The sequence below is a fragment of the Streptomyces sp. NBC_01549 genome (assembly GCF_026339955.1).
Lineage (GTDB): Bacteria > Actinomycetota > Actinomycetes > Streptomycetales > Streptomycetaceae > Streptomyces.
The window spans coordinates 3509123-3528070 of sequence record NZ_JAPEPW010000001.1 but is presented as its reverse complement, the minus strand read 5'-3'; the positions used below and the strand labels follow the sequence as shown (position 1 = coordinate 3528070).

The following is an 18948-nucleotide window of genomic DNA, read 5'->3' as shown; positions in this document are numbered from 1 at the left end:
TGAAGGTGCTGGTGGCCACCGCGGTTCCTGTCGAGAGGGACGCGGTGGCCGGGGCGTTCGCTGCCACCGGCCGTTCGCTACGGCTGCCCGGCGCGGCCCTGGAGCGGCTGTCCCCGGCCCCCTGCGGCAGCACCGCCGCCCGCGTGACCCTCGATCTGCTGGCCGCCGGGGTGGGGCCCGCTCCGGCAGCCTCGTCCACCGCGGGCGCGCTCACCGCTGCCGCCCTGGACGGCGCCCCCTACGACCTCGTCGTCTCCACCGGGATCGGGGGCGGTTTTCAGCCTCAGGCCCCGGTGGGATCCCTCGTCGTCGCCGACGAGATCACCGTGGCGGATCTGGGTGCCGAGACCGCGGACGGGTTCCTGCCGGTCACCGAACTCGGCTTCGGAACCGTCAGCCACCGTCCGCCGCGATCACTCGTACGAGAGGTCGTGTCGGCCACAGGCGGACGTGCCGGAACCGTACTGACCGTGTCCACCGTGACCGGCAGCGCCGAGCGCGCCGCCGAGCTGCGGGCCCGCCACCCCCACGCCCTCGCCGAGGCCATGGAGGGCTTCGGCGTGGCCGAGGCGGCCGCCGCGCACGGTGTGCCCGTACTGGAGATGCGCGCGGTCTCCAACCCCGTCGGCCCGCGCGACCGCGCCGCCTGGCGCATCGGCGAGGCCCTCGCGGCCCTCACCGAGGCGTTCGGGAAGCTCGCGCCCGTCCTGGAGAGTTGGAACCCACATGACCCAGACCACCAGCCCTGAGAAGACCCTGCAGATCGCGTACTCGCCCTGCCCGAACGACACCTTCGTCTTCGACGCCTGGGCCCACGGCCGTGTCCCGGGCGCACCCGCGCTCGACGTGACCTTCGCGGACATCGACATCACCAACGGCATGGCCGAGCGCGGCGAGTTCGACGTGCTGAAGGTGTCGTACGCCGTGCTGCCGTACGTCCTGGACGAGTACGCGCTGCTGCCGTGCGGGGGCGCGCTGGGCCGGGGCTGCGGGCCCCTGGTCCTCACCCGTGAACCGGACGCGGACCTGACCGGGCGCACGGTCGCCGTTCCGAGCGAGCGGTCGACCGCCTACCTGCTCTTCCGTCTGTGGGCCGCGGACACGGTTCCCGGCGGGGTCGGCGAGATCGTCGTCATGCCCTTCCACGAGATCATGCCGGCGGTGCGGGACGGGAAGGTCGACGCCGGACTCGTCATCCACGAGGCCCGTTTCACGTATCAGAACTACGGGCTGCACAAGCTCGCCGACATGGGCGGCCACTGGGAGCGCGCGACCGGACTGCCCATTCCGCTCGGCGCGATCATCGCCAAGCGCTCGCTGGGCGAGGAGCGTCTGAAGACTCTCGCCGACGCCACCCGCGCCTCGGTCCGCGCCGCCTGGGACGACCCGGAGGCCTCCCGCCCCTACGTCCTCGAACACGCCCAGGAGATGGACCCGACCGTCGCCGACCAGCACATCGGCCTGTACGTCAACGAGTTCACCGCCGACCTCGGAGAGGACGGCTACGCCGCGATCCGGGGCCTGCTCACCCGCGCCGCCGCCGAAGGACTGGTCCCCGCGCTCGGACCCGACGCCCTGTCATTCCCCTGACCCCGGCCGAGGGGCGGATGCCGTTGACGAATCCGCCGCGGGGACACCCTGCTCGGAAACCGAGGACACTAAGGGCCCAGGTGTCCTCGGTTCGGCTCCCCCATGGGGCTATACGTCGAGTTGGTCGGCGACCGCTCGCAGGAGGCCCGCGATCTTCTTGCCGGAGGCCTTGTCGGGGTAGCGGCCCTTCTCCAGCATCGGCGTGATGTTTTCGAGAAGGGTCGTCAGATCCTGCACGATGGAGGCCAGTTCGTCCGGCTTACGGCGCTGGGCGGCCGCGACGGAGGGCGTCGGGTCCAGGATGCTCACCGAAAGAGCCTGGTCACCGCGCTGGCCGGCGACGACACCGAACTCCACGCGCTGGCCGGGCTTGAGCACATCTACTCCGGCGGGCAGGACCGAGGAATGAACGAAGACGTCGCCGCCGTCGTCGCGGGAGAGAAAGCCGAAGCCCTTCTCGCTGTTGAACCACTTGACCTTGCCAGTCGGCAAAGCACACACCCACCTTCGCTACCCACCATGCACAATCCGACCAGCCTACCGGGGCTTTACCCGTGGATCACCTGAGAAAACGGGCAGAGCCCCTGCCAGTGAAAGCAAGGACTCAGAGGGGCTGCAGGGAGGTCCAGTGCTGTCGCCGTCTGCCAGGGCCCGAACGTTTCGCGGGGCAGATCTCTCCAGGGGATTCCGGTGCGGTCTCGGTGGACGATCCCTTCGATGATGCGACGGCGGTCGGCGAACGCGCGCCCTGCCTTCCCTGTGTTGCGGGGAAGGCAGGGCGCCAGCCGTGCTTACTGCTTGTTGGTCAGCGGGCGCATGCGCCCGCTCGTGGTCACCGAGGCTGGTAGGCGGTGGCCAGCACGGAGACGGTGACCTGGTCGGGCACGAGGCCGTCATCGTTCAGGTCTGCACGGCTCAAGTGGCGTGCGCTCGGCGTCATCGCCACCAGGTCCAGGGCCTCCGGCCTGACCAGGGCCGTGGGGTACTCCACCTGTTCGGTGACGGCGGCCTCGAAGAAGGGGTCCAGTGCCCGGTGCAGGCGCTGCTCCTTGGCCGGGTCGATCGTGACCATCGCAGGCACCCGGCCGCGCAGCTCGGCCAGGTGCCGCCCGGTAGGACGGACCACGATCAACCGACCGGTCGGGCGGAGCACTCGGTGGAACTCGGCCGGGTTGCGCGGGGCGAACACGTCCAACACGACGTCGGCCACCCTGCTGGCCAGTGGAAAAGGACGGAAGACGTCCCAGGCCGCCGCGGCGGCTCATTCATGGGCACGAGCCGCTGAGCGCAGCGCGCGCACCGGCGTGTCCAGCCCCAGACCACGGGCACCGGGCAGTTGGTCGAGTGCGCCGGCCAGGTAGTAGCCCGTGCCGCACCCAACGTCCACAACCGTGGCCTGCTCAGGCACGGAGTTGGCAGCCAGGCGGGCCACGACTCTGCGGATGGGCGCGTACGTGCCGGTGGACAGGAATCGGCTCCGGGCCTGGACCATGGCCACGTCGTCGCCGCTGGTGGCACGGGTGCCTGTCAGCAGGCCGACGTAGCCGTGGCGGGCCACATCGAAGGTGTGACCCGCCGGGCAGCGCAGTGCGCCGCGGTCGTGGTGCAGGCGGCGCGTGCGGCACATTGGGCAGCGCAGCAGGTCGAGGGACCGTTCGAGGGCAGGGGGAAGCAACACGGGCACGAGGCACTCCTGGCAAGGGTGAAAGGAAGAGACCGTGCCTGCATGCGCACCCAGAAAGTCACTGCCTCGGGAAGGAACGGGCAGCGCCGAGAACGTGGTTCACGCAGCAGACACACCAAGGAGGGCGACGCCGTCCGGCATCGCCCTCAACGTCTTCCGATCACAGGAAGCAGCAGTGCGGGGTGCTCATGAATGCCACGTCATGAGTCTACGAGCATCGGCGAAACCCCTGTCGGTACAAGCCGACTCGGGAGACTCCAAGAGCCTTGGCGATAGCCGTGTCACTCCGTCAGCGGGTCGTCGGCCCCGCCGGTACCAAGCTCACGTATTTCCTTAGGTATCCATGGTGATTCGTCCCCCGAGGTCAGGCCGTGCGTGCGGTGCTGGTGTCGTGTGTGAGTACGAGGATCGATTGTGTGACCTTTTCACACGGGTGTCGTTGATCGGATGACAGCATCATGCTTGGGGTTGGGGAGGGGCGCTGGTGAGTCGGAAGCTGCCGCTTGCCGGGGGCGAGACTGCCCGTACTGCCTGTGCCCGTGGTCTGCTGCGCACCGGCGTGGAGGAGAAGACGGGTGAAGTCCTGCCCGCCGGTGTACTGGTGGAGCGGGTGGGCTGGGCCGCTGATCTGGCGTCCGGAATGGTCGCCGCCCTGCTGACCGAGCACTGGAATGCCGCCGACGTGGACATGCTGGCCGGTGGCGAGGATGCCGGGGGCCGCAAGCTGCCGTCGAACGCCTGGATGGCCCTGCGCCGCCTGGGCTGGACCGCCAGTCCGGCCGAGGGTATCCGTGTCAACGACCGCGTCGTGCGGATGGCCCAGGAGACAGCAGGGCGCACGCTGCGCTCGGCGAAGTGGCGTGCCGATCTGACCTCCGGTGTGCTCGCGGCCTGGCCTGCCGACCCCGCCAGGCGCACCGCGCAGGAGTGGGATGCGGCGCGTGAGGCGGTGCCCGGCGGGCAGTTTCTGCCATCCAGCGTCATCAACTCCCGTACCCGGCAGATTGCCGCGTTCGCCACCAAGCACGGCCGGATGCCGGTTGATGTGTTCGAGGTGGAGGCCGCGCCCCGGACGGCGCGGATGCTGCTGCTGTCCGCCTGTGACGGGCAGCAGGCCACCATCGAACGCGCCGACGATCCGGGCCGCGCCCTGCTGCGCCTGCAACTGCCCACTCGCCCTGATCCGCAGTCCTACGCGGACTGGACGTGGGTGGCCTGTCCGATCAGTTTGCCGCCTACAATCCCCGCGAACGCGGTAGTTCATCTACCCACCCTGCGTATCCACCGGGGCAGGGTGCGGGCCGATCTCGCCTACAGCCACGTCGTCCCGAAGACGCGGCCGAGCGGGCACACGGTGGCGCTGGGTGTGGACTGGGGTCTGAACACCCTGCTGTCCGCCGGGGCCGCCCGGCTCCACGATGACGGCGCCATCACCGCCCTCGGCAGCGGTGGCATGTTCCGCGCGGCCGGGGTCCTCGCGAAACAGCACCGGCTGCGCCGCCTGTCCGAGCACCTGCACACCAAGGCCGACCACTACCAGCGGCTCACCGGCGGGACCGAACACCACCACCTGACCGGCAGGCATGCAGTCCTGGATGAGGAGATCCGGCACGTCTCCGATCGCCGGTCGAACCTCAACGACGCCTTGGCCTGGGCTGCCGCCCGCTGGGCGGTTGACCAGGCCATCACCGCCGGGGCAAGCGTCATCTACGTCGAAGACCTCCGCTCGATGGAAGCCCGCGGCATGGGCCGCACGATCAACACCCGCATGTCACAAGTCGTGCGCGGCCGGATCGTGGACCGCATGCGGCACCTCGCCGCCGAGGCAGGCATAGCCGTCGTCACCGTCCCGGCCCGGGGCACCTCGAAACACTGCCCACAGTGCCTGGCCCCGCTGCGGCACCGCAAGGCCCCCGACCGGCCCACCACACCGGGCTGGAAGTGGGCCCGGTGCGGCTCCTGCGGCTGGCAGGGCGACCGCGACCAGGGGGCGTGGCAGCGCATCGCCGCACGCGGCCTCGCCCACCAGACCAAGACCGTCGTGGACCGCGCCAGCGGCACCATGGTGGTCCGCGCGGTGGTGGACACGATGGAGGCCGACGCCGTCGTCGTGGCCACCCCGAAGACCAGCCGGACGGACCGGTCGAAGACCGGCCCCACCCGGCCGCGAACCAACCACCTCATGCCCAGGCGACGTGAGGTTCCCTCCCCGGTACGGCCTTCGGGCCGCGCCGGCCAGCGTCCGGAGGGACACGCACCAACGGACCGGCAGCGGCTGCCCCGCGCAGCCCACCGGCACCAGAGCGTGACCACGATCAGCACACCCACCACCGGCCACCGGCCACGCGGGGCAGCACTCGGCGCGGGATTCCATCTCCACGCTCATGCTGCCCCACCACGGTGGGCAGAACCCGTGTCAGACCTTACGGTTCGCATAGGTTCGCTTAGCTGATCAGAGACGCTAATGGTCCCGGGGCCGACCGGATTGTTCCTTCGCGCTGGGAACTACCCTGGTCCGGTGCGTGACAAAACCCAACCGAATTCCGCCGAACCAGGTGACCGGCTGATCCGTGCCGGTGCCATCGTGTTCTTCATCGGAGCCGTGGCCACACTCGTCACCGTGGCCCCACTACTCCTGCATACGAAGGCTTTTCCGACGTACATGTTCGGCTTGAGCATGCTCATGGGCGTCGGCTTCCTCGTCGCCGCGGCGGGGGTGCTGCGGTCCGTCGCCGCGGGACGCCGTCAGGCCCGCGCGATTCAGGCGCGTACGGCCTCCCGGTAGTCCCCGCGGTAGTCGCTCAGCCACGCCGGGAACTCCGTCAGGTCGGCCAGCACGACGTCCGCGCCCGCCGCGCGCAGCTCCGCCGCGTCGCAGGGGCCGGTGGCGACCGCGACGGAGTACGCGTCCGCGGTGCGCGCGCCACGGACGTCGCCGGTGTGGTCGCCGACGTACACGCTCGCGCCGTGTTCCCGCAGCGCCTGCGCCTTCTGCTCGGCCCACAGGTCGCCGACGACCGCGTCAGCGTCGATGCCCAGGTGCTCCAGATGCAGCTTGGCGTTGGGCTCCCACTTCGCGGTGACGACGACCGCGTGCCCGCCCGCGGCCCGCACCGCCGCGACGGCCTCGCGGGCGCCGGGCATCGCGAGCGTGCCGGTGATGGCGTGCACGGGGTACATCTCGCGGTAGAGGTCGGCGACCGCGGGCACCTCGTCCGCCGGGAACCAGTTGATCAGCTCCTCCGCCAGCGGCGGTCCGAGCCGCGTGATGGCCAGGTCGCAGTCGATGTACGTCCCCGTGCGCTCCGAGAGCGCCCGGTAGCAGGCGTGGATGCCGGGGCGGGAGTCGATCAGCGTCATGTCGAGGTCGAAGCCGACGGTCAGCGGGCGGGAAGTCCGGGGCGTCGTCGATGCGATAGGCATATGGACCATTGTGCCCATGCGCCCGGTGGCGGTCCGAGGCCGGTCGGCGGCACCCGTCAGCGGTGCCAGCCGGCCGCGTGGGTCAGCGGCGTCGCTGTGAGCGCCACACCAGGTACAGCGCCGAGGCCACGGCCGCGCCCCGCACCACCCACGGCCAGGTCTGCGCGACCGCCTCGTTCATGTGCCCCTTGACGATCGGATCGCCCCAGCGGCCGTCCGTACGGCCCCACAGCCAGACGACGCCCGCCGTCACGGCCAGCCCCGGCATGCCGAGCACGGCCCACTTCGACTCGACGGGGCTCAGCCGGCGGGAGGCCCAGGCGATGAGCCAGCCGAGACCGAGGGCGAACCAGTTGCCGAGGGCGGCGCCGACGACGAGGAGGACGGCGGCGAGCAGGAGGAGGGGGTTGGTCCAGTCGCCCGGGCGGGGAAGCCGGCGACGGGGCGCGACGGCGACGTCTGCCTCTTCGACGGGGGCGGCCTTCTCGGCCTTGGGCGCCTTCTCGGAGCCGTCGTCGTCCGCGTCCGCGTCCGCGTGCTTCGGTGGCGGCTTGAGCAGTTCGGGGATCTCCACGCCGCCGACGAACCCCGGCACGCTGTCCCCCAGCCCGAACGGGCTGCTGTCCTTGCGCCACCAGTCCGGATCCGCGGAGCTGTCGCCCAGTTCGTCCATGCTCGCGAGGTGGGGCGGGGAGGGGGCGCCGTCGGCCCCGGTGGGGCGGGGCGTGGGTTTCGGTTCCGCCGGGCGCGGCCTCGGGACGACTCGGCGCAGGCCCTTGGGGCGGTCGTCGCCCTCGCCCGCGCGCTGGGTGGGAACGGCGGCCCAGGCGTCGGTACCGGCCTCGGAGGCGCCCTCGCGGGCGGCGGCGACGATGTCGTCCGGGGTGCCGAGGCGGGTGAGGATGCGGCGGACGGCGGCCGGGCTGTCGACGGGGGCCTTCGCCCGGCGTCGGTCGATCTCGTTGCGCAGCTCCGACACGAGTCGCATGCGGGTGGCCGAGGGCAGCTGGCGCTGCTGGGCCAGGTCTCCGACGCGGCTCAGATAGTCGAATACGAGCTGGTCGCTCTCAATCCCCACGAAGTCCCCTCCGGGGCGCGCGCGTTGTAAACCCGGTGGCCACGACGGTATCGCGTTTAGGGGCGCGGGGAACCGCGCGACCGGCCCCCACCCACCCGCGGCCTCACAACACACCCGGGGTCCGGGGCGCAGCCCCGGGGGTGGGACGGGTAGGGGCGGCGGGGGCGAGAAACCACTACCGTTGAGCGGATGAGCACAGAGGAGCACCCCACGCCGGACCGATCCCCGGACCCCGCAGGGCAGGGCACCGCTCCGCGCTCCCTCGCGGAAGCCCTCCGCGCCCGCGACGACGCCTCCCTGTCGGCCCTCCTGCGCAGCCGCCCCGACCTCATCACCCCCGTCCCCACGGACCTCACCCAGCTCGCCACCCGCGCCGGCACCCGCGCCTCGGTGGTCCGCGCCCTGGAGCGCCTGGACCGGTTCGCGCTCCAGACCGCGGAGGCCCTCGCCGTCGCGTCGGACCCGGCGGCCTACGACGAACTGCTCGCACTGCTGGCGGGCGACGACAACGACCCGGCGGTCACGGCGGCGTTCCCGCGCGCTCTGGGGACGCTCCGCGAGCAGGCCCTCGTATGGGGCCCCGACGACCGTCTGCGCCTCGTACGGACGGCGCGCGAGCTGCTCGCACCGTCCCCCCAACACCCGTCGCCCACCGGCCTGGGGCCGACCGTCGCCGAGGCCACGGCCGGGATGTCCCCGGGTCGCATCCAGGAGATCGTGGCCGAGGCCGGACTGGCGACCACGCACGACTCCGTCTCCGCCGTCGCCTCGCTCACCGCGCTGTTCACCGACCGGGCGGCGATGTCGGCGCTCCTCGACACCGCCCCGGCCGAGGCGCTGAACGTGCTGTCCCGGCTGGTGTGGGGGCCGCCGTACGGCCAGGTGACCGCCGACCCGGCACGCCATCTGCGCTGGCTGATCGACCGCGGGCTGCTGCTGCCGACGGCGCCCGGCACGGTCGTACTGCCCCGGGAGGTCGCCCTGCATCTGCGGGCGGGCCGCGCGCACCGGGCGACGGAGCCGGTGGCCCCGGCGGTCGAGGCCGCGCGGACACACCGTCCACAGGTTGTGGACAGCGCGGCGGCGGGCCAGGCCTACACGGCGCTCGCCACCGTCGAGGAGCTGCTCAAGGACTGGCACGAGGGCGGGCCCGCCGTACTGCGCGCCGGTGGGCTCAGCGTGCGGGATCTGAAGCGAACGGCGGTGGCGCTCGACGTCGCGGAGCCGGTGGCCGCGTTCTGGGTCGAGCTCGCCTACGCGGCGGGGCTGCTGGCCTCGGACGGAGAGGCCGATGAACGGTACGCGGCCACCCCCGCCTACGACGAGTGGCTGGAGAGACCCGCAGCCGAGCGGTGGGCCACCCTCGCCTCGGCGTGGCTGGCCGCGACCCGTACGGCGGGTCTGATCGGCGGGCGGGACACGAAGGAACGTACGTTGTCGGCGCTGGGCCCCGGCCTTGACCGCTCGGCGGCCCCCGAGGTCCGCCACCGCGTCCTGGCCCTCCTCGCCACCCTGCCCGAGGGCGCCGCCGCCACCCCGGACTCGGTCCTCGCCCGCCTCCAGTGGGAGCGTCCGCTGCGCGGGGACCGGAGCACGGCCGAGGATCTGCGGGCCCGGCTCGCCCGGTGGACCCTGTCCGAGTCGGAGCAGCTCGGGATCACCGGCCGGGGCGCGCTCTCGGCGCAGGGGCGGGCGCTGCTGGGGCTGCCGGCGGCGAGCGCCCGGGAGAGCGGGACGCCCGCCCCGTCCGGTCCCGGCGACAAACTCCCCGCGCACAAACACCACCGCCCCGCGGGCGAGGCCCCCCTCTCCGAGACCCCGGCCTCCCCGGCCGAGCAGGCCGCTGCCGCCGCGCACGCCGCACGGCTCCTCGCCCCGCTGCTGCCCGAGCCCCTGGACCACGTCCTCCTCCAGGCCGATCTGACCGCCGTCGCTCCCGGCCCGCTGGAGCGCCCCCTCGCCGACGCGCTCGGCGTGCTCGCGGACGTCGAGTCGAAGGGCGGGGCGACGGTCTACCGCTTCACCCCGGGGTCGGTACGGCGGGCCCTGGACGCGGGCCGTTCGGCCTCGGACCTGCACGCGTTCCTCACGGCGCACTCCCGCACGCCCGTGCCGCAGCCCCTCGCCTATCTGATCGACGACGTGGCCCGTAGGCACGGCCATCTGCGGATCGGGGCGGCCTCGGCGTACGTCCGCTGCGACGACGACGCGCTGCTGAGCGAGATCCTCGCCGACAAGCGCTCGCAGGGGCTGCGGCTGCGCCGCCTCGCGCCCACCGTGCTCGCCGCCCAGGCCGACCCCGCGGCCCTGCTGGAGGGCCTGCGCTCCATGGGCTTCGCGCCCGCCGCGGAGTCCGCCGAGGGCGATGTGCTGATCACCCGAGCCCACGCCCACCGCACCCCGGCGCGCTCCGCCCCCGTGCCCGTGCCGGACGGCCCGCCGGTGCCCGACGCCACGCTCCTCGGTGCCGCGATCCGCGCCATCCGCGCCGGTGACCTGGCCTCCACGACCCCGCGCAAGGACGCGCAGGCACAGGCGCCGGGCAACGGCGAGCTGCCGCGCACCAGTTCCGCCGAGACCCTCGCCACCATGCAGGCCGCCGTCATGACCGGCGAGGCGGTGTGGATCGGGTACGTGAACGCCGAGGGCGCCGCCAGCCAGCGCGTGATCGCCCCGATCCGGGTGGAGGGCGGCTTCGTCACGGCGTACGACCACACCGCGGACGAAGTCCGCACGTATCCGTTGCACCGTGTGACCGGGGTCGCCGAGCTCGCCGACGACCAGCCGTGATCACCGCTCCTTGAGGCACACTGGACGTTTGGCCGGTCATCCGCGCGGGGTGACGGCACGCAGAAAGGGACGGGTGTGAACGGACCCCTCATCGTCCAGAGCGACAAGACCCTGCTCCTGGAAGTCGACCACGAGCAGGCCGACGCCTGCCGCCGGGCCATCGCGCCGTTCGCCGAGCTGGAGCGGGCGCCCGAGCACATCCACACCTACCGGCTGACGCCGCTCGGCCTGTGGAACGCGCGCGCCGCGGGCCACGACGCCGAGCAGGTCGTCGACGCGCTCGTCGAGTTCAGCCGCTACCCCGTGCCGCACGCGCTGCTCGTCGACATCGCCGAGACGATGGACCGTTACGGGCGCCTCACCCTCAGCAAGCACCCGGCCCACGGCCTGGTCCTGACCACCACCGACCGGCCCGTCCTGGAGGAGATCCTGCGGTCGAAGCGGATCATCCCGCTCGTCGGCAACCGGATCGACCCGGACACCGTGGCCGTGCACCCCTCCGAGCGCGGGCAGATCAAGCAGACCCTGCTGAGGCTGGGCTGGCCGGCCGAGGACCTCGCCGGATACGTCGACGGGGAGGCGCACCCGATCGAGCTGGCGGAGGACGGCTGGGCGCTGCGGCCCTACCAGAAGCAGGCCGTGGAGAACTTCTGGCACGGCGGGTCGGGCGTTGTCGTCCTGCCCTGTGGAGCAGGGAAGACGCTCGTCGGCGCCGGGTCCATGGCGCAGGCCAAGGCCACCACCCTCATCCTCGTCACCAACACCGTCTCCGCCCGGCAGTGGAAGCACGAGCTGGTGAAGCGCACCTCGCTGACCGAGGACGAGATCGGCGAGTACAGCGGGACGAAGAAGGAGATCCGCCCGGTCACCATCGCCACCTACCAAGTGCTGACGACCAGGCGGAAGGGCGTCTACCCCCACCTGGAACTCTTCGACTCCCGGGACTGGGGACTCATCGTCTACGACGAGGTGCACCTGCTGCCCGCGCCCGTCTTCAAGTTCACGGCCGATCTCCAGGCGCGGCGGCGGCTGGGCCTGACCGCGACCCTGGTCCGCGAGGACGGGCGCGAGTCGGACGTCTTCTCGCTCATCGGGCCCAAGCGGTTCGACGCGCCCTGGAAGGAGATCGAGGCGCAGGGGTACATCGCTCCCGCCGACTGTGTCGAGGTCCGTGTCAACCTCACCGACTCCGAGCGGCTCGCGTACGCGACCGCCGAGACCGAGGAGAAGTACCGCTTCTGCGCGACGACCGCCACCAAGCGGAAGGTCACCGAGGCGCTGGTGCGGAAGTTCGCGGGGCAGCAGATCCTCGTGATCGGCCAGTACATCGACCAACTCGACGAGCTGGGCGAGCATTTGAACGCGCCCGTCATCAAGGGCGAGACCAGCAACGCCCAGCGGGAGAAGCTGTTCGACGCCTTCCGGGAGGGCGAGATCAGCGTGCTCGTCGTGTCGAAGGTCGCCAACTTCTCCATCGACCTGCCGGAGGCGACCGTCGCCATCCAGGTGTCGGGCACCTTCGGCTCGCGCCAGGAGGAGGCCCAGCGGCTTGGCCGTGTGCTGCGCCCGAAGGCCGACGGCCACCAGGCGCACTTCTACTCCGTCGTCGCCCGCGACACCATCGACCAGGACTTCGCCGCGCATCGGCAGCGGTTCCTGGCGGAGCAGGGGTACGCCTACCGGATCGTCGACGCCGACGAGCTCCTGACCGACAACTGAACCAGCAGCGCCAGCCCCAGCAGGGGGTACGGCGAGGCGAACGGCTGCTGCCACCAGGGGAGAGCGAGGTCCAGATCACCCTGGTGCGGGACCAGCCAGAGGGTGCGGGCCGCGAAGACGAGGGCGGTGGCGGCGGCCGGGCGCGGGCCGTGTCCGGCGTACAGCACGGCGATCAGCGGAACGCACCACACCCAGTGGTGCGACCAGCTGATGGGTGAGATCAGCAGGGCCGTGAGGGCGGTGACGAGGACGCCCTCGCGGTCGGTGCGCGCGCGGCGGGCCAGCCACAGTCCCGCCGCCGCGACGGCCAGCGCGGGCACGGCCCACAGCGGACCCGGTGCCGGGTCCCCCAGCGCGCGGGCGATCAGCCCCTGGAGCGACTGGTTGTCGACGATCCACACCTTGCCGACGCGGCCGGTCTCGTAGAGCCGCCGGGTCCAGAAGTCGACGCTCGCGGCGGGAAGGACGAGCGCGCCCAGCAGTACGGTCCCTGCGAAGGCGGCCGACGCGGTCGCCGCTTCCCGTCGCCGGCCCTTGAGCAGCAGATACGCGACGAAGACGGCCGGGGTCAGTTTCACCCCGGCCGCGATGCCGAGGGCGATGCCCTTGCCCGGGGCGCCGGGCGGCCGGGTCAGGTCCCAGAGGATGAGGCAGGCGACGGCGAGGTTGATCTGGCCGAAGAGCACGGTCTGGAAGACGGGTTCGAGCCACAGGGCGAGCGCGGTGGCGGCACAGAGCGCGGGCAGGCGCGTCGGCAGGCCCGCGAGACGGCAGGAGAGCCGGACCAGTACGGCCAGCAGGGCCACGTTCCCGGCGACGCAGGCCGCCTTGAGGACGGACAGCGGGAGCCAGGCCAGCGGGACGAAGACAAGTGCCGCGAAGGGCGGGTACGTGGCGGGCAGATGCCACTCGGTGACGGTGAACCCGTAGAGATCCGTGCCGTGGACGACGGCCGCACCCTCGGCCCGGTAGACGAGCGCGTCGGCCATCGGGGTGCGCCGGAGGAGACACAGAGCGACGAACGCGGCGAGGGACGTCGCCAGCAGAAGGACGGGAAAAAGGAAGGCGGGGGAACGGGGGGAGGCGGAGAAACGGGGGACGGAGTACGGGGGGACTTCGTTGGGTGAGCGATCGGTCACGTTCCGGTGAAACACGGAGTGACCCTAGTGCCGGGACGGTTCACCCCGGCGAACGGCTCACCGTCGTCGTACGCCCGCCTCCTCCTCGTACTCACCGAGGAGCACCACGCCGAACGCCGCGCCCACGAAGACCTTGACGGCGCGCAGGGCGTCGCCGACACGGTGGTGGTGGTGAACGGGGGAGAAGGCGGTCGCGCCACGAGCGGCGGGACCGCGTTGGGAAGGGCCTGGGGTGAAGGTTGCTGCGCTCATGTATCCATCATGGATTCCGTGACCCCTGATGGCGTCGGCCTATGGACCGAACCTCGGCGGGCCCCTCGTACACCTGCGGGCCTCTGCGTGTACGCCTCACGACGGACGGCGCCCCCTAGGGATACGGGGGTCGCATCCCTGATGCCGCGCATGACGCCGCGAACGATGCCGCGAAAAAGAGTTGGCCTGGACCTCCTCCCCTGACCTAGAATCTCCGCTCTTGCCCGCCTCCCTCGACGGAGTGCCGCCGCCCGGCCGGAAACCGGACAGCATCCAACGGCTCGACCGCCGTACCCACTCACACGCAGCAGGTCTTCCGGAGGCTCCACGTTGTCCACCCCACCCGCCCACGACCCCCTCTCCCGCGAGCGCGCCCACCTCGGCGAGTCCCGTGCGGCACTGCGCGCGATGCGCGAGGACGTGGAGAACCTAGACATCAGCGACGTCGCCGCGAACTGGGTGAACGCCCAGATCCTCGCCCGCCAGATCGACGAACGCATCAAGTCCCTCGCCGACCTCAGCCACACCCCGCTGTTCTTCGGCCGCCTCGACTACCTGCACGCGCCCGGCGCCGACAAGGCTGAGGGCGCAGAAGGCGAGCGTTTCTACATCGGGCGCCGGCATGTGCACGATGCCGAAGGCGACCCGATGGTCATCGACTGGCGCGCGCCGGTGTCGCAGCCGTTCTACCGGGCCTCGAAGAAGGACCCGATGGACGTCGGACTGCGCCGCCGCTTCGGATACACCGGCGGCGACCTCACGGCGTACGAGGACGAGCACCTGTCCGACCCCTCCGAGGCCGCGGCCACCAGCAAGCTGCTCCAGCAGGAGATCGAGCGCCCGCGCGTCGGCCCGATGCGGGACATCGTGGCGACCATCCAGCCGGAGCAGGACGAGATCGTACGGTCGGGTCTCGCGGGCTCCGTGTGTGTGCAGGGCGGCCCCGGCACCGGGAAGACGGCCGTCGGCCTGCACCGCGTCGCCTACCTCCTCTACGCCCACCGGGAGCGCCTCGCCCGCACCGGCACCCTGGTCATCGGGCCGAACAAGTCCTTCCTGCACTACATCGAGCAGGTGCTGCCCGCGCTGGGCGAGCTGGAGGTCAAGCAGGCGACGGTCGACGACCTGGTCGCGCATGTGGAGGTACGCGGGACGGACGACGCGACCGCCGCCGTCGTCAAGGGCGACGCCCGGATGGCCGAGGTGCTGCGCCGGGCCGTCCGCTCGCACGTGACGCTCCCGACCGAGGGCGTCGTGGTCGTGCGCGGCTCGCGGCGCTGGCGTGTCCCGACGTACGAACTGGAGACGATCGTCCAGGAACTGCTGGACCGCGACATCCGGTACGGCGCCGCCCACGAAGCCCTTCCGCAGCGGATCGCGCACGCCGTGCTGGTCCAGATGGAGCGCTCGGGCGAGGCCCCGGACGACCGGGTGCAGGACGCCGTCGCCCGCAACACCGCGGTGAAGGCGGCCGTCAAGGCGATCTGGCCGCCGGTCGACCCCGCCAAACTGGTCCTGCGGCTGCTCACCGACGCCGACTTCCTCGCCGTCCACGCGGAGGGGCTCCTCGACGAGGACGAGCAGAAGAAGATCCTCTGGGCGAAGCCGGTGCGGTCGGTGAAGTCGGCCAAGTGGTCCGCCGCCGACGCCGTGCTGATCGACGAGGCCACCGATCTCGTCCGGCGCACGCACTCCCTCGGTCATGTCGTGCTCGACGAGGCGCAGGATCTGTCGCCGATGCAGTACCGGGCGGTGGGGCGGCGCTGCACGACGGGTTCGGCGACCGTGCTCGGCGATCTCGCGCAGGGCACGACCCCCTGGGCGACGCGGAGTTGGGACGAGGCGCTCGCCCACCTCGGCAAGGGCGAAGCGGTGATCGAGGAGCTGACCGCCGGTTTCCGCGTCCCCACCGACGTCATCACCTACGCCTCCCGGCTGCTGCCACACATCGCTCCGGGCCTCACCCCGGTGGCGTCGGTCCGCGAGAACCCCGGCTTCTTCGAGGTACGCCCGACGACCGCCGACGAGCAGGTCATCGGCGCCTGCGAGGAGTTGCTGCGCAACGAGGGCTCGATCGGGCTCATCGCCGCCGACGCCCGGATCCCGGCGCTCACCGAGGCGCTGACGACGGCGGGCCTGACATACCTGGGCCCCGGCGAGGAGACGACGGCGCAAACCCGCCTGGCCTTGGTTCCGGCCTCGCTCGCGAAAGGGCTGGAGTACGACTATGTCGTCTTGGACGAACCGCAAGCCGTGGTGGACGGCGAGCCGGACGAGCGGACCGGTCTGCGCCGCCTGTACGTGGCGCTGACCCGAGCGGTCTCGGGCCTGCTCGTCACCCACGCGGCCCCACTGCCGCAGCAACTGGCCTAGCGGGGCGGGCCCTTCGCCGGCGACGCCGCACGCGTGCGGCCGTGCTCGTCATGGCTCGTCATGTCGATGCCGGCCGCTGCGCGTCCAGGGCCTCCCGCCACTCCCGTACGACCTCCACCGCCACCGGGCCGTTCCACCCACCGGGCCGGGCCGCCCCACCGATGTGGAAGGCGTCGATCCCCGCGGCCCTCAGCCGAGGAACGTGATCGAGACGCAGCCCGCCGCCCACCATGATCCGGGGCTCGTAACCGGGTTCGGTGCGGCGGGTGGCCTCGGCGAGGAGGGTCGGGAAACCGTCGTCCACGCCGTCCGGGGAGCCAGCCGTGAGGTACGCGTCCAGGCCCGGCAGGTCCGCGAGCTGCTTGCGCAGGGAGTCGCGGTCGGTGGCGCGGTCGATCGCGCGGTGGAACGTCCAGGGGCAGCCGTCCAGTTCGGCGAGGATCCGTTCCACGACGGGCAGGTCGGGGCCGCCGTGCTCGTCGAGGAACCCGAGCACGAACTCGTCCGCTCCCGCGGCCCTCATCTCCCCCGCGACCCGTACCAGCGCGTCGACGTCCTCGGCGCCGCCCGCCGCGAAGCCGTCCGAGCGCCTCAGCATCACGCGCAGCGAGATGTCGACGGCGGCGCGGATCCCGGCGAAGGTCTCCACCGGCGGGGTGAGCCCGTCGGCGGCCATGTCGGTGACCAACTCCAGCCGGTCGGCGCCTCCGGCCTGGGCGGCGACCGCGTCCTCCACGCCGAGGGCGATCACCTCCAGGACTGCACGCTTGCGCTCGCTCATGGGACCTCTTCCTCTGGGGCGACTACAGGTCTAGTCCAATCCCAGCGTACGCCGCGGTCGCCGCCCACCGCGAGAAGGCCTCCCCCTTCGGCGAGGACGGACCGCCGGGGCTCCGCCCCGAATCCCCACAGGCCCTAGGGACAGCGGGGCCCAGGCGGGAGAATCGACGCATGCCCGACCTCGACGCGCTGCGCGCCCGCTGGACCCATGCCCTCGACGGCGCCCGCTCCCCCGGCGGCCCCGACCCGGCCCCGTACGCGGACAACCTCCTCACCCGCTGGCAGGAGCCGCAGCGCCGGTACCACACGGTCGCGCACCTCACCGCGGTCCTCGACCACATCGACGTACTGGAGGAGTACGCGGACGACCCCGCCCTCGTCCGCCTCGCCGCCTGGTTCCACGACGCCGTCTACCTTCCCGACCGCTCCGAGAACGAGGAACGCTCCGCCCGCCTCGCCGAACGCGCCCTCCCCGAGGCCGGGGTACGGGAGGACAGGACCGCGGAGGTCGGCCGTCTCGTCCGCCTCACCGTCACCCACGCCCCGACCGACGACGACCGCAACGGCCAGGTCCTGTGCGACGCCGACCTGGCGATCCTCGCCTCGCCCCCGGACACGTACGCCGCCTACACCGCCGCCGTCCGCGAGGAGTACGCCTTCGTCCCGGACGAGACGTTCCGGGCGGGCCGGGCGACCGTACTGAGCCAACTCCTCGAACTGCCCCGGCTGTTCAGAACGCCGTACGGAACACGGGAGTGGGAGGAGCGGGCCCGGGAGAACATCCGGCGCGAGCTCGCCCATCTCACCGCACCCGCCCCGGAGTCGGCGAACCCGCCCCGCAAGGACGCCAAGTGACCCGCTCCGGTCCGCCGCCCGGCCCTCGTATGCCCCTCGCCGTCTACATCCTCGCCCTCTCCGTCTTCGCCCTCGGGACCAGCGAGTTCATGCTCTCGGGGCTGCTGCCGGCCATCGCCGACGACATGGGGGTCACGATTCCGCGGGCGGGCCTGCTCATATCGGCGTTCGCCATAGGCATGGTCGTCGGGGCGCCACTGCTCGCCGTGGCCACCCTCCGTCTCCCCCGCCGTACCACCCTCGTCTCGCTCATCGCCCTCTTCGGGCTCGGCCAGATCGCCGGCGCGCTGGCGCCGACGTACGCCGTGCTCTTCGCCTCCCGGATCGTCAGCGCCCTCGCCTGCGCGGGCTTCTGGGCGGTGGGCGCGGCGGTGGCGATCGCGATGGTCCCGGTGACCGCCCGGGCCCGTGCGCTCGCGGTGATGATCGGCGGACTGTCGATCGCGAACGTGCTCGGGGTCCCGGCCGGTGCCTTCCTCGGCGGGCATCTCGGCTGGCGGTCCGCGTTCTGGGCCGTCGGCGCGGCCTCCGCGATCGCCCTGGTCGGGGTCGTCACCCTCATTCCTCGTATCCCGCTCCCCGACGAGAAGCCGCAACTCAGGCGGGAGATCACCATCTACCGTGACCCGCAGGTCCGGCTCACCGTCGCGCTCGTGATGCTCGCCGCGGGCGGGGTCTTCTGCACGTTCAGCTATCTCTCGCCGCTGCTCACCGATGTCGCCGGGCTCGACGACGGCTGGGTACCGAGCGTGCTCGCGCTCTTCGGGGTCGGGGCGCTGATCGGTACGACGATCGGCGGCCGGGTCGCCGACGCGCACCTCTTCACGGTGCTCCTCTCCGGCACCGCGGCCTCGACCACCGTCCTCGTGGCGCTCGCTCTCCTGGGGCAGTACGCGATCGCGGCCGTGGCTCTTTCCTTCCTCCTCGGCGTCACCTGCTTCTTCACCGCCCCGGCACTCAACGCCCGGCTGTTCAACGTCGCGGGCAGCGCCCCCACCCTGGCCGGGGCCACCACCACGGCCGCCTTCAACCTCGGTAACACCGGCGGCCCGTGGGTCGGCGGCGCGGTCATCGACGCGGGCCTCGGGTACGCGGCGACGGCCTGGGCGGGCGCCGCCATGACGGTGACGGGCATGGGGGTGGCCGCCGTCTCGCTGCGGCTGCAGCGCCGTACCCGGGCCTCCCGCGTGGTGGCGTCCATGAACAAGAAGGCCGAAAACGCCGACAGGACCAACAATCCAGTGCGTAACGACGTCTGACCGCGC

The 18948-nt window shown here is 72.1% G+C and carries 15 protein-coding genes and 2 pseudogenes; 9 read left to right on the top strand and 8 right to left on the bottom strand.

The genetic code is table 11. The features are described 5' to 3' along the window. Nucleotides 1–11 precede the first annotated feature (11 nt). Both OG819_RS15790 and OG819_RS15785 read left to right on the top strand, forming a co-directional pair. Nucleotides 12–749: a futalosine hydrolase gene (locus tag OG819_RS15790; protein ID WP_266649945.1), complete on the top strand. Its 738-nt coding sequence runs from the start codon at nt 12–14 to the stop codon at nt 747–749. Beyond that, entirely contained in the window at nt 727–1590 is an 864-nt protein-coding gene (locus OG819_RS15785; RefSeq protein WP_266649943.1) for a 1,4-dihydroxy-6-naphthoate synthase, read from the top strand. Before OG819_RS15790 ends, OG819_RS15785 begins: the two co-directional genes overlap by 23 nt. A gap of 108 nt (nt 1591–1698) precedes the next feature. On the opposite strand, the gene OG819_RS58580 is transcribed toward OG819_RS15785, so the two are convergent. The 3 genes and pseudogenes from OG819_RS58580 to OG819_RS15770 form a co-directional block, all read right to left on the bottom strand. Further along, the gene (locus tag OG819_RS58580; RefSeq protein WP_075027044.1) at nt 1699–2082 is read right to left on the bottom strand and encodes a cold-shock protein; all 384 of its coding nucleotides are present in this window, start codon (nt 2080–2082) and stop codon (nt 1699–1701) included. A gap of 146 nt (nt 2083–2228) precedes the next feature. After that, nucleotides 2229–2375: pseudogene (locus tag OG819_RS15775) on the bottom strand (transposase); the annotation flags it as partial. 47 nt (nt 2376–2422) lie between these two features. Further along, a pseudogene (locus OG819_RS15770) lies at nt 2423–3274 on the bottom strand (putative RNA methyltransferase). Between the two features lie 484 nt (nt 3275–3758). On the opposite strand from OG819_RS15770, the gene OG819_RS15765 reads away from it, so the two are divergent. Further along, complete coding sequence (locus OG819_RS15765; RefSeq protein ID WP_266649941.1) at nt 3759–5726, top strand: zinc ribbon domain-containing protein; 1968 nt, start codon at nt 3759–3761, stop codon at nt 5724–5726. Between the two features lie 66 nt (nt 5727–5792). Continuing rightward, the gene (locus tag OG819_RS15760) at nt 5793–6059 is read left to right on the top strand and encodes a hypothetical protein (protein ID WP_266433404.1); all 267 of its coding nucleotides are present in this window, start codon (nt 5793–5795) and stop codon (nt 6057–6059) included. Here OG819_RS15760 and OG819_RS15755 read toward each other — a convergent pair. Both OG819_RS15755 and OG819_RS15750 read right to left on the bottom strand, forming a co-directional pair. Further along, a complete protein-coding gene (locus OG819_RS15755; protein ID WP_266649938.1) occupies nt 6035–6697 on the bottom strand; it encodes a haloacid dehalogenase-like hydrolase in 663 nt (220 codons plus the stop codon). The two genes, OG819_RS15760 and OG819_RS15755, sit on opposite strands and share 25 nt — an antisense overlap. An 82-nt stretch (nt 6698–6779) precedes the next feature. Further along, nucleotides 6780–7775, bottom strand: coding sequence for a hypothetical protein (locus tag OG819_RS15750; protein ID WP_266649936.1), 996 nt, complete (start codon nt 7773–7775; stop codon nt 6780–6782). Between the two features lie 189 nt (nt 7776–7964). On the opposite strand from OG819_RS15750, the gene OG819_RS15745 reads away from it, so the two are divergent. Continuing rightward, nucleotides 7965–10565: a helicase C-terminal domain-containing protein gene (locus OG819_RS15745; RefSeq protein ID WP_266649934.1), complete on the top strand. Its 2601-nt coding sequence runs from the start codon at nt 7965–7967 to the stop codon at nt 10563–10565. Between the two features lie 75 nt (nt 10566–10640). After that, nucleotides 10641–12284, top strand: coding sequence for a DNA repair helicase XPB (locus OG819_RS15740; protein WP_266625786.1), 1644 nt, complete (start codon nt 10641–10643; stop codon nt 12282–12284). Here OG819_RS15740 and OG819_RS15735 read toward each other — a convergent pair. Then, nucleotides 12242–13273: a glycosyltransferase 87 family protein gene (locus OG819_RS15735; RefSeq protein ID WP_266652700.1), complete on the bottom strand. Its 1032-nt coding sequence runs from the start codon at nt 13271–13273 to the stop codon at nt 12242–12244. The genes OG819_RS15740 and OG819_RS15735 overlap by 43 nt on opposite strands. Before the next feature lie 207 nt (nt 13274–13480). Beyond that, nucleotides 13481–13675, bottom strand: a complete 195-nt coding sequence (locus OG819_RS15730; RefSeq protein ID WP_266433393.1) for a hypothetical protein — start codon at nt 13673–13675, stop codon at nt 13481–13483. A 330-nt stretch (nt 13676–14005) separates the two neighbouring features. Here OG819_RS15730 and OG819_RS15725 point away from each other — a divergent pair, with 330 nt between their 5' ends. Next, nucleotides 14006–16048: an ATP-binding domain-containing protein gene (locus OG819_RS15725; protein ID WP_266625788.1), complete on the top strand. Its 2043-nt coding sequence runs from the start codon at nt 14006–14008 to the stop codon at nt 16046–16048. A 58-nt stretch (nt 16049–16106) separates the two neighbouring features. Here OG819_RS15725 and OG819_RS15720 read toward each other — a convergent pair whose 3' ends face one another. Next, nucleotides 16107–16829 (bottom strand): copper homeostasis protein CutC, encoded by a 723-nt coding sequence (locus OG819_RS15720; RefSeq protein WP_266649932.1) that lies wholly within the window; start codon nt 16827–16829, stop codon nt 16107–16109. A 170-nt stretch (nt 16830–16999) separates the two neighbouring features. Here OG819_RS15720 and OG819_RS15715 point away from each other — a divergent pair, with 170 nt between their 5' ends. Beyond that, nucleotides 17000–17683 (top strand): hypothetical protein, encoded by a 684-nt coding sequence (locus OG819_RS15715; protein WP_266625792.1) that lies wholly within the window; start codon nt 17000–17002, stop codon nt 17681–17683. A gap of 29 nt (nt 17684–17712) precedes the next feature. Continuing rightward, nucleotides 17713–18942 (top strand): Cmx/CmrA family chloramphenicol efflux MFS transporter, encoded by a 1230-nt coding sequence (locus OG819_RS15710; protein WP_266652699.1) that lies wholly within the window; start codon nt 17713–17715, stop codon nt 18940–18942. Nucleotides 18943–18948: the final 6 nt, after the last annotated feature.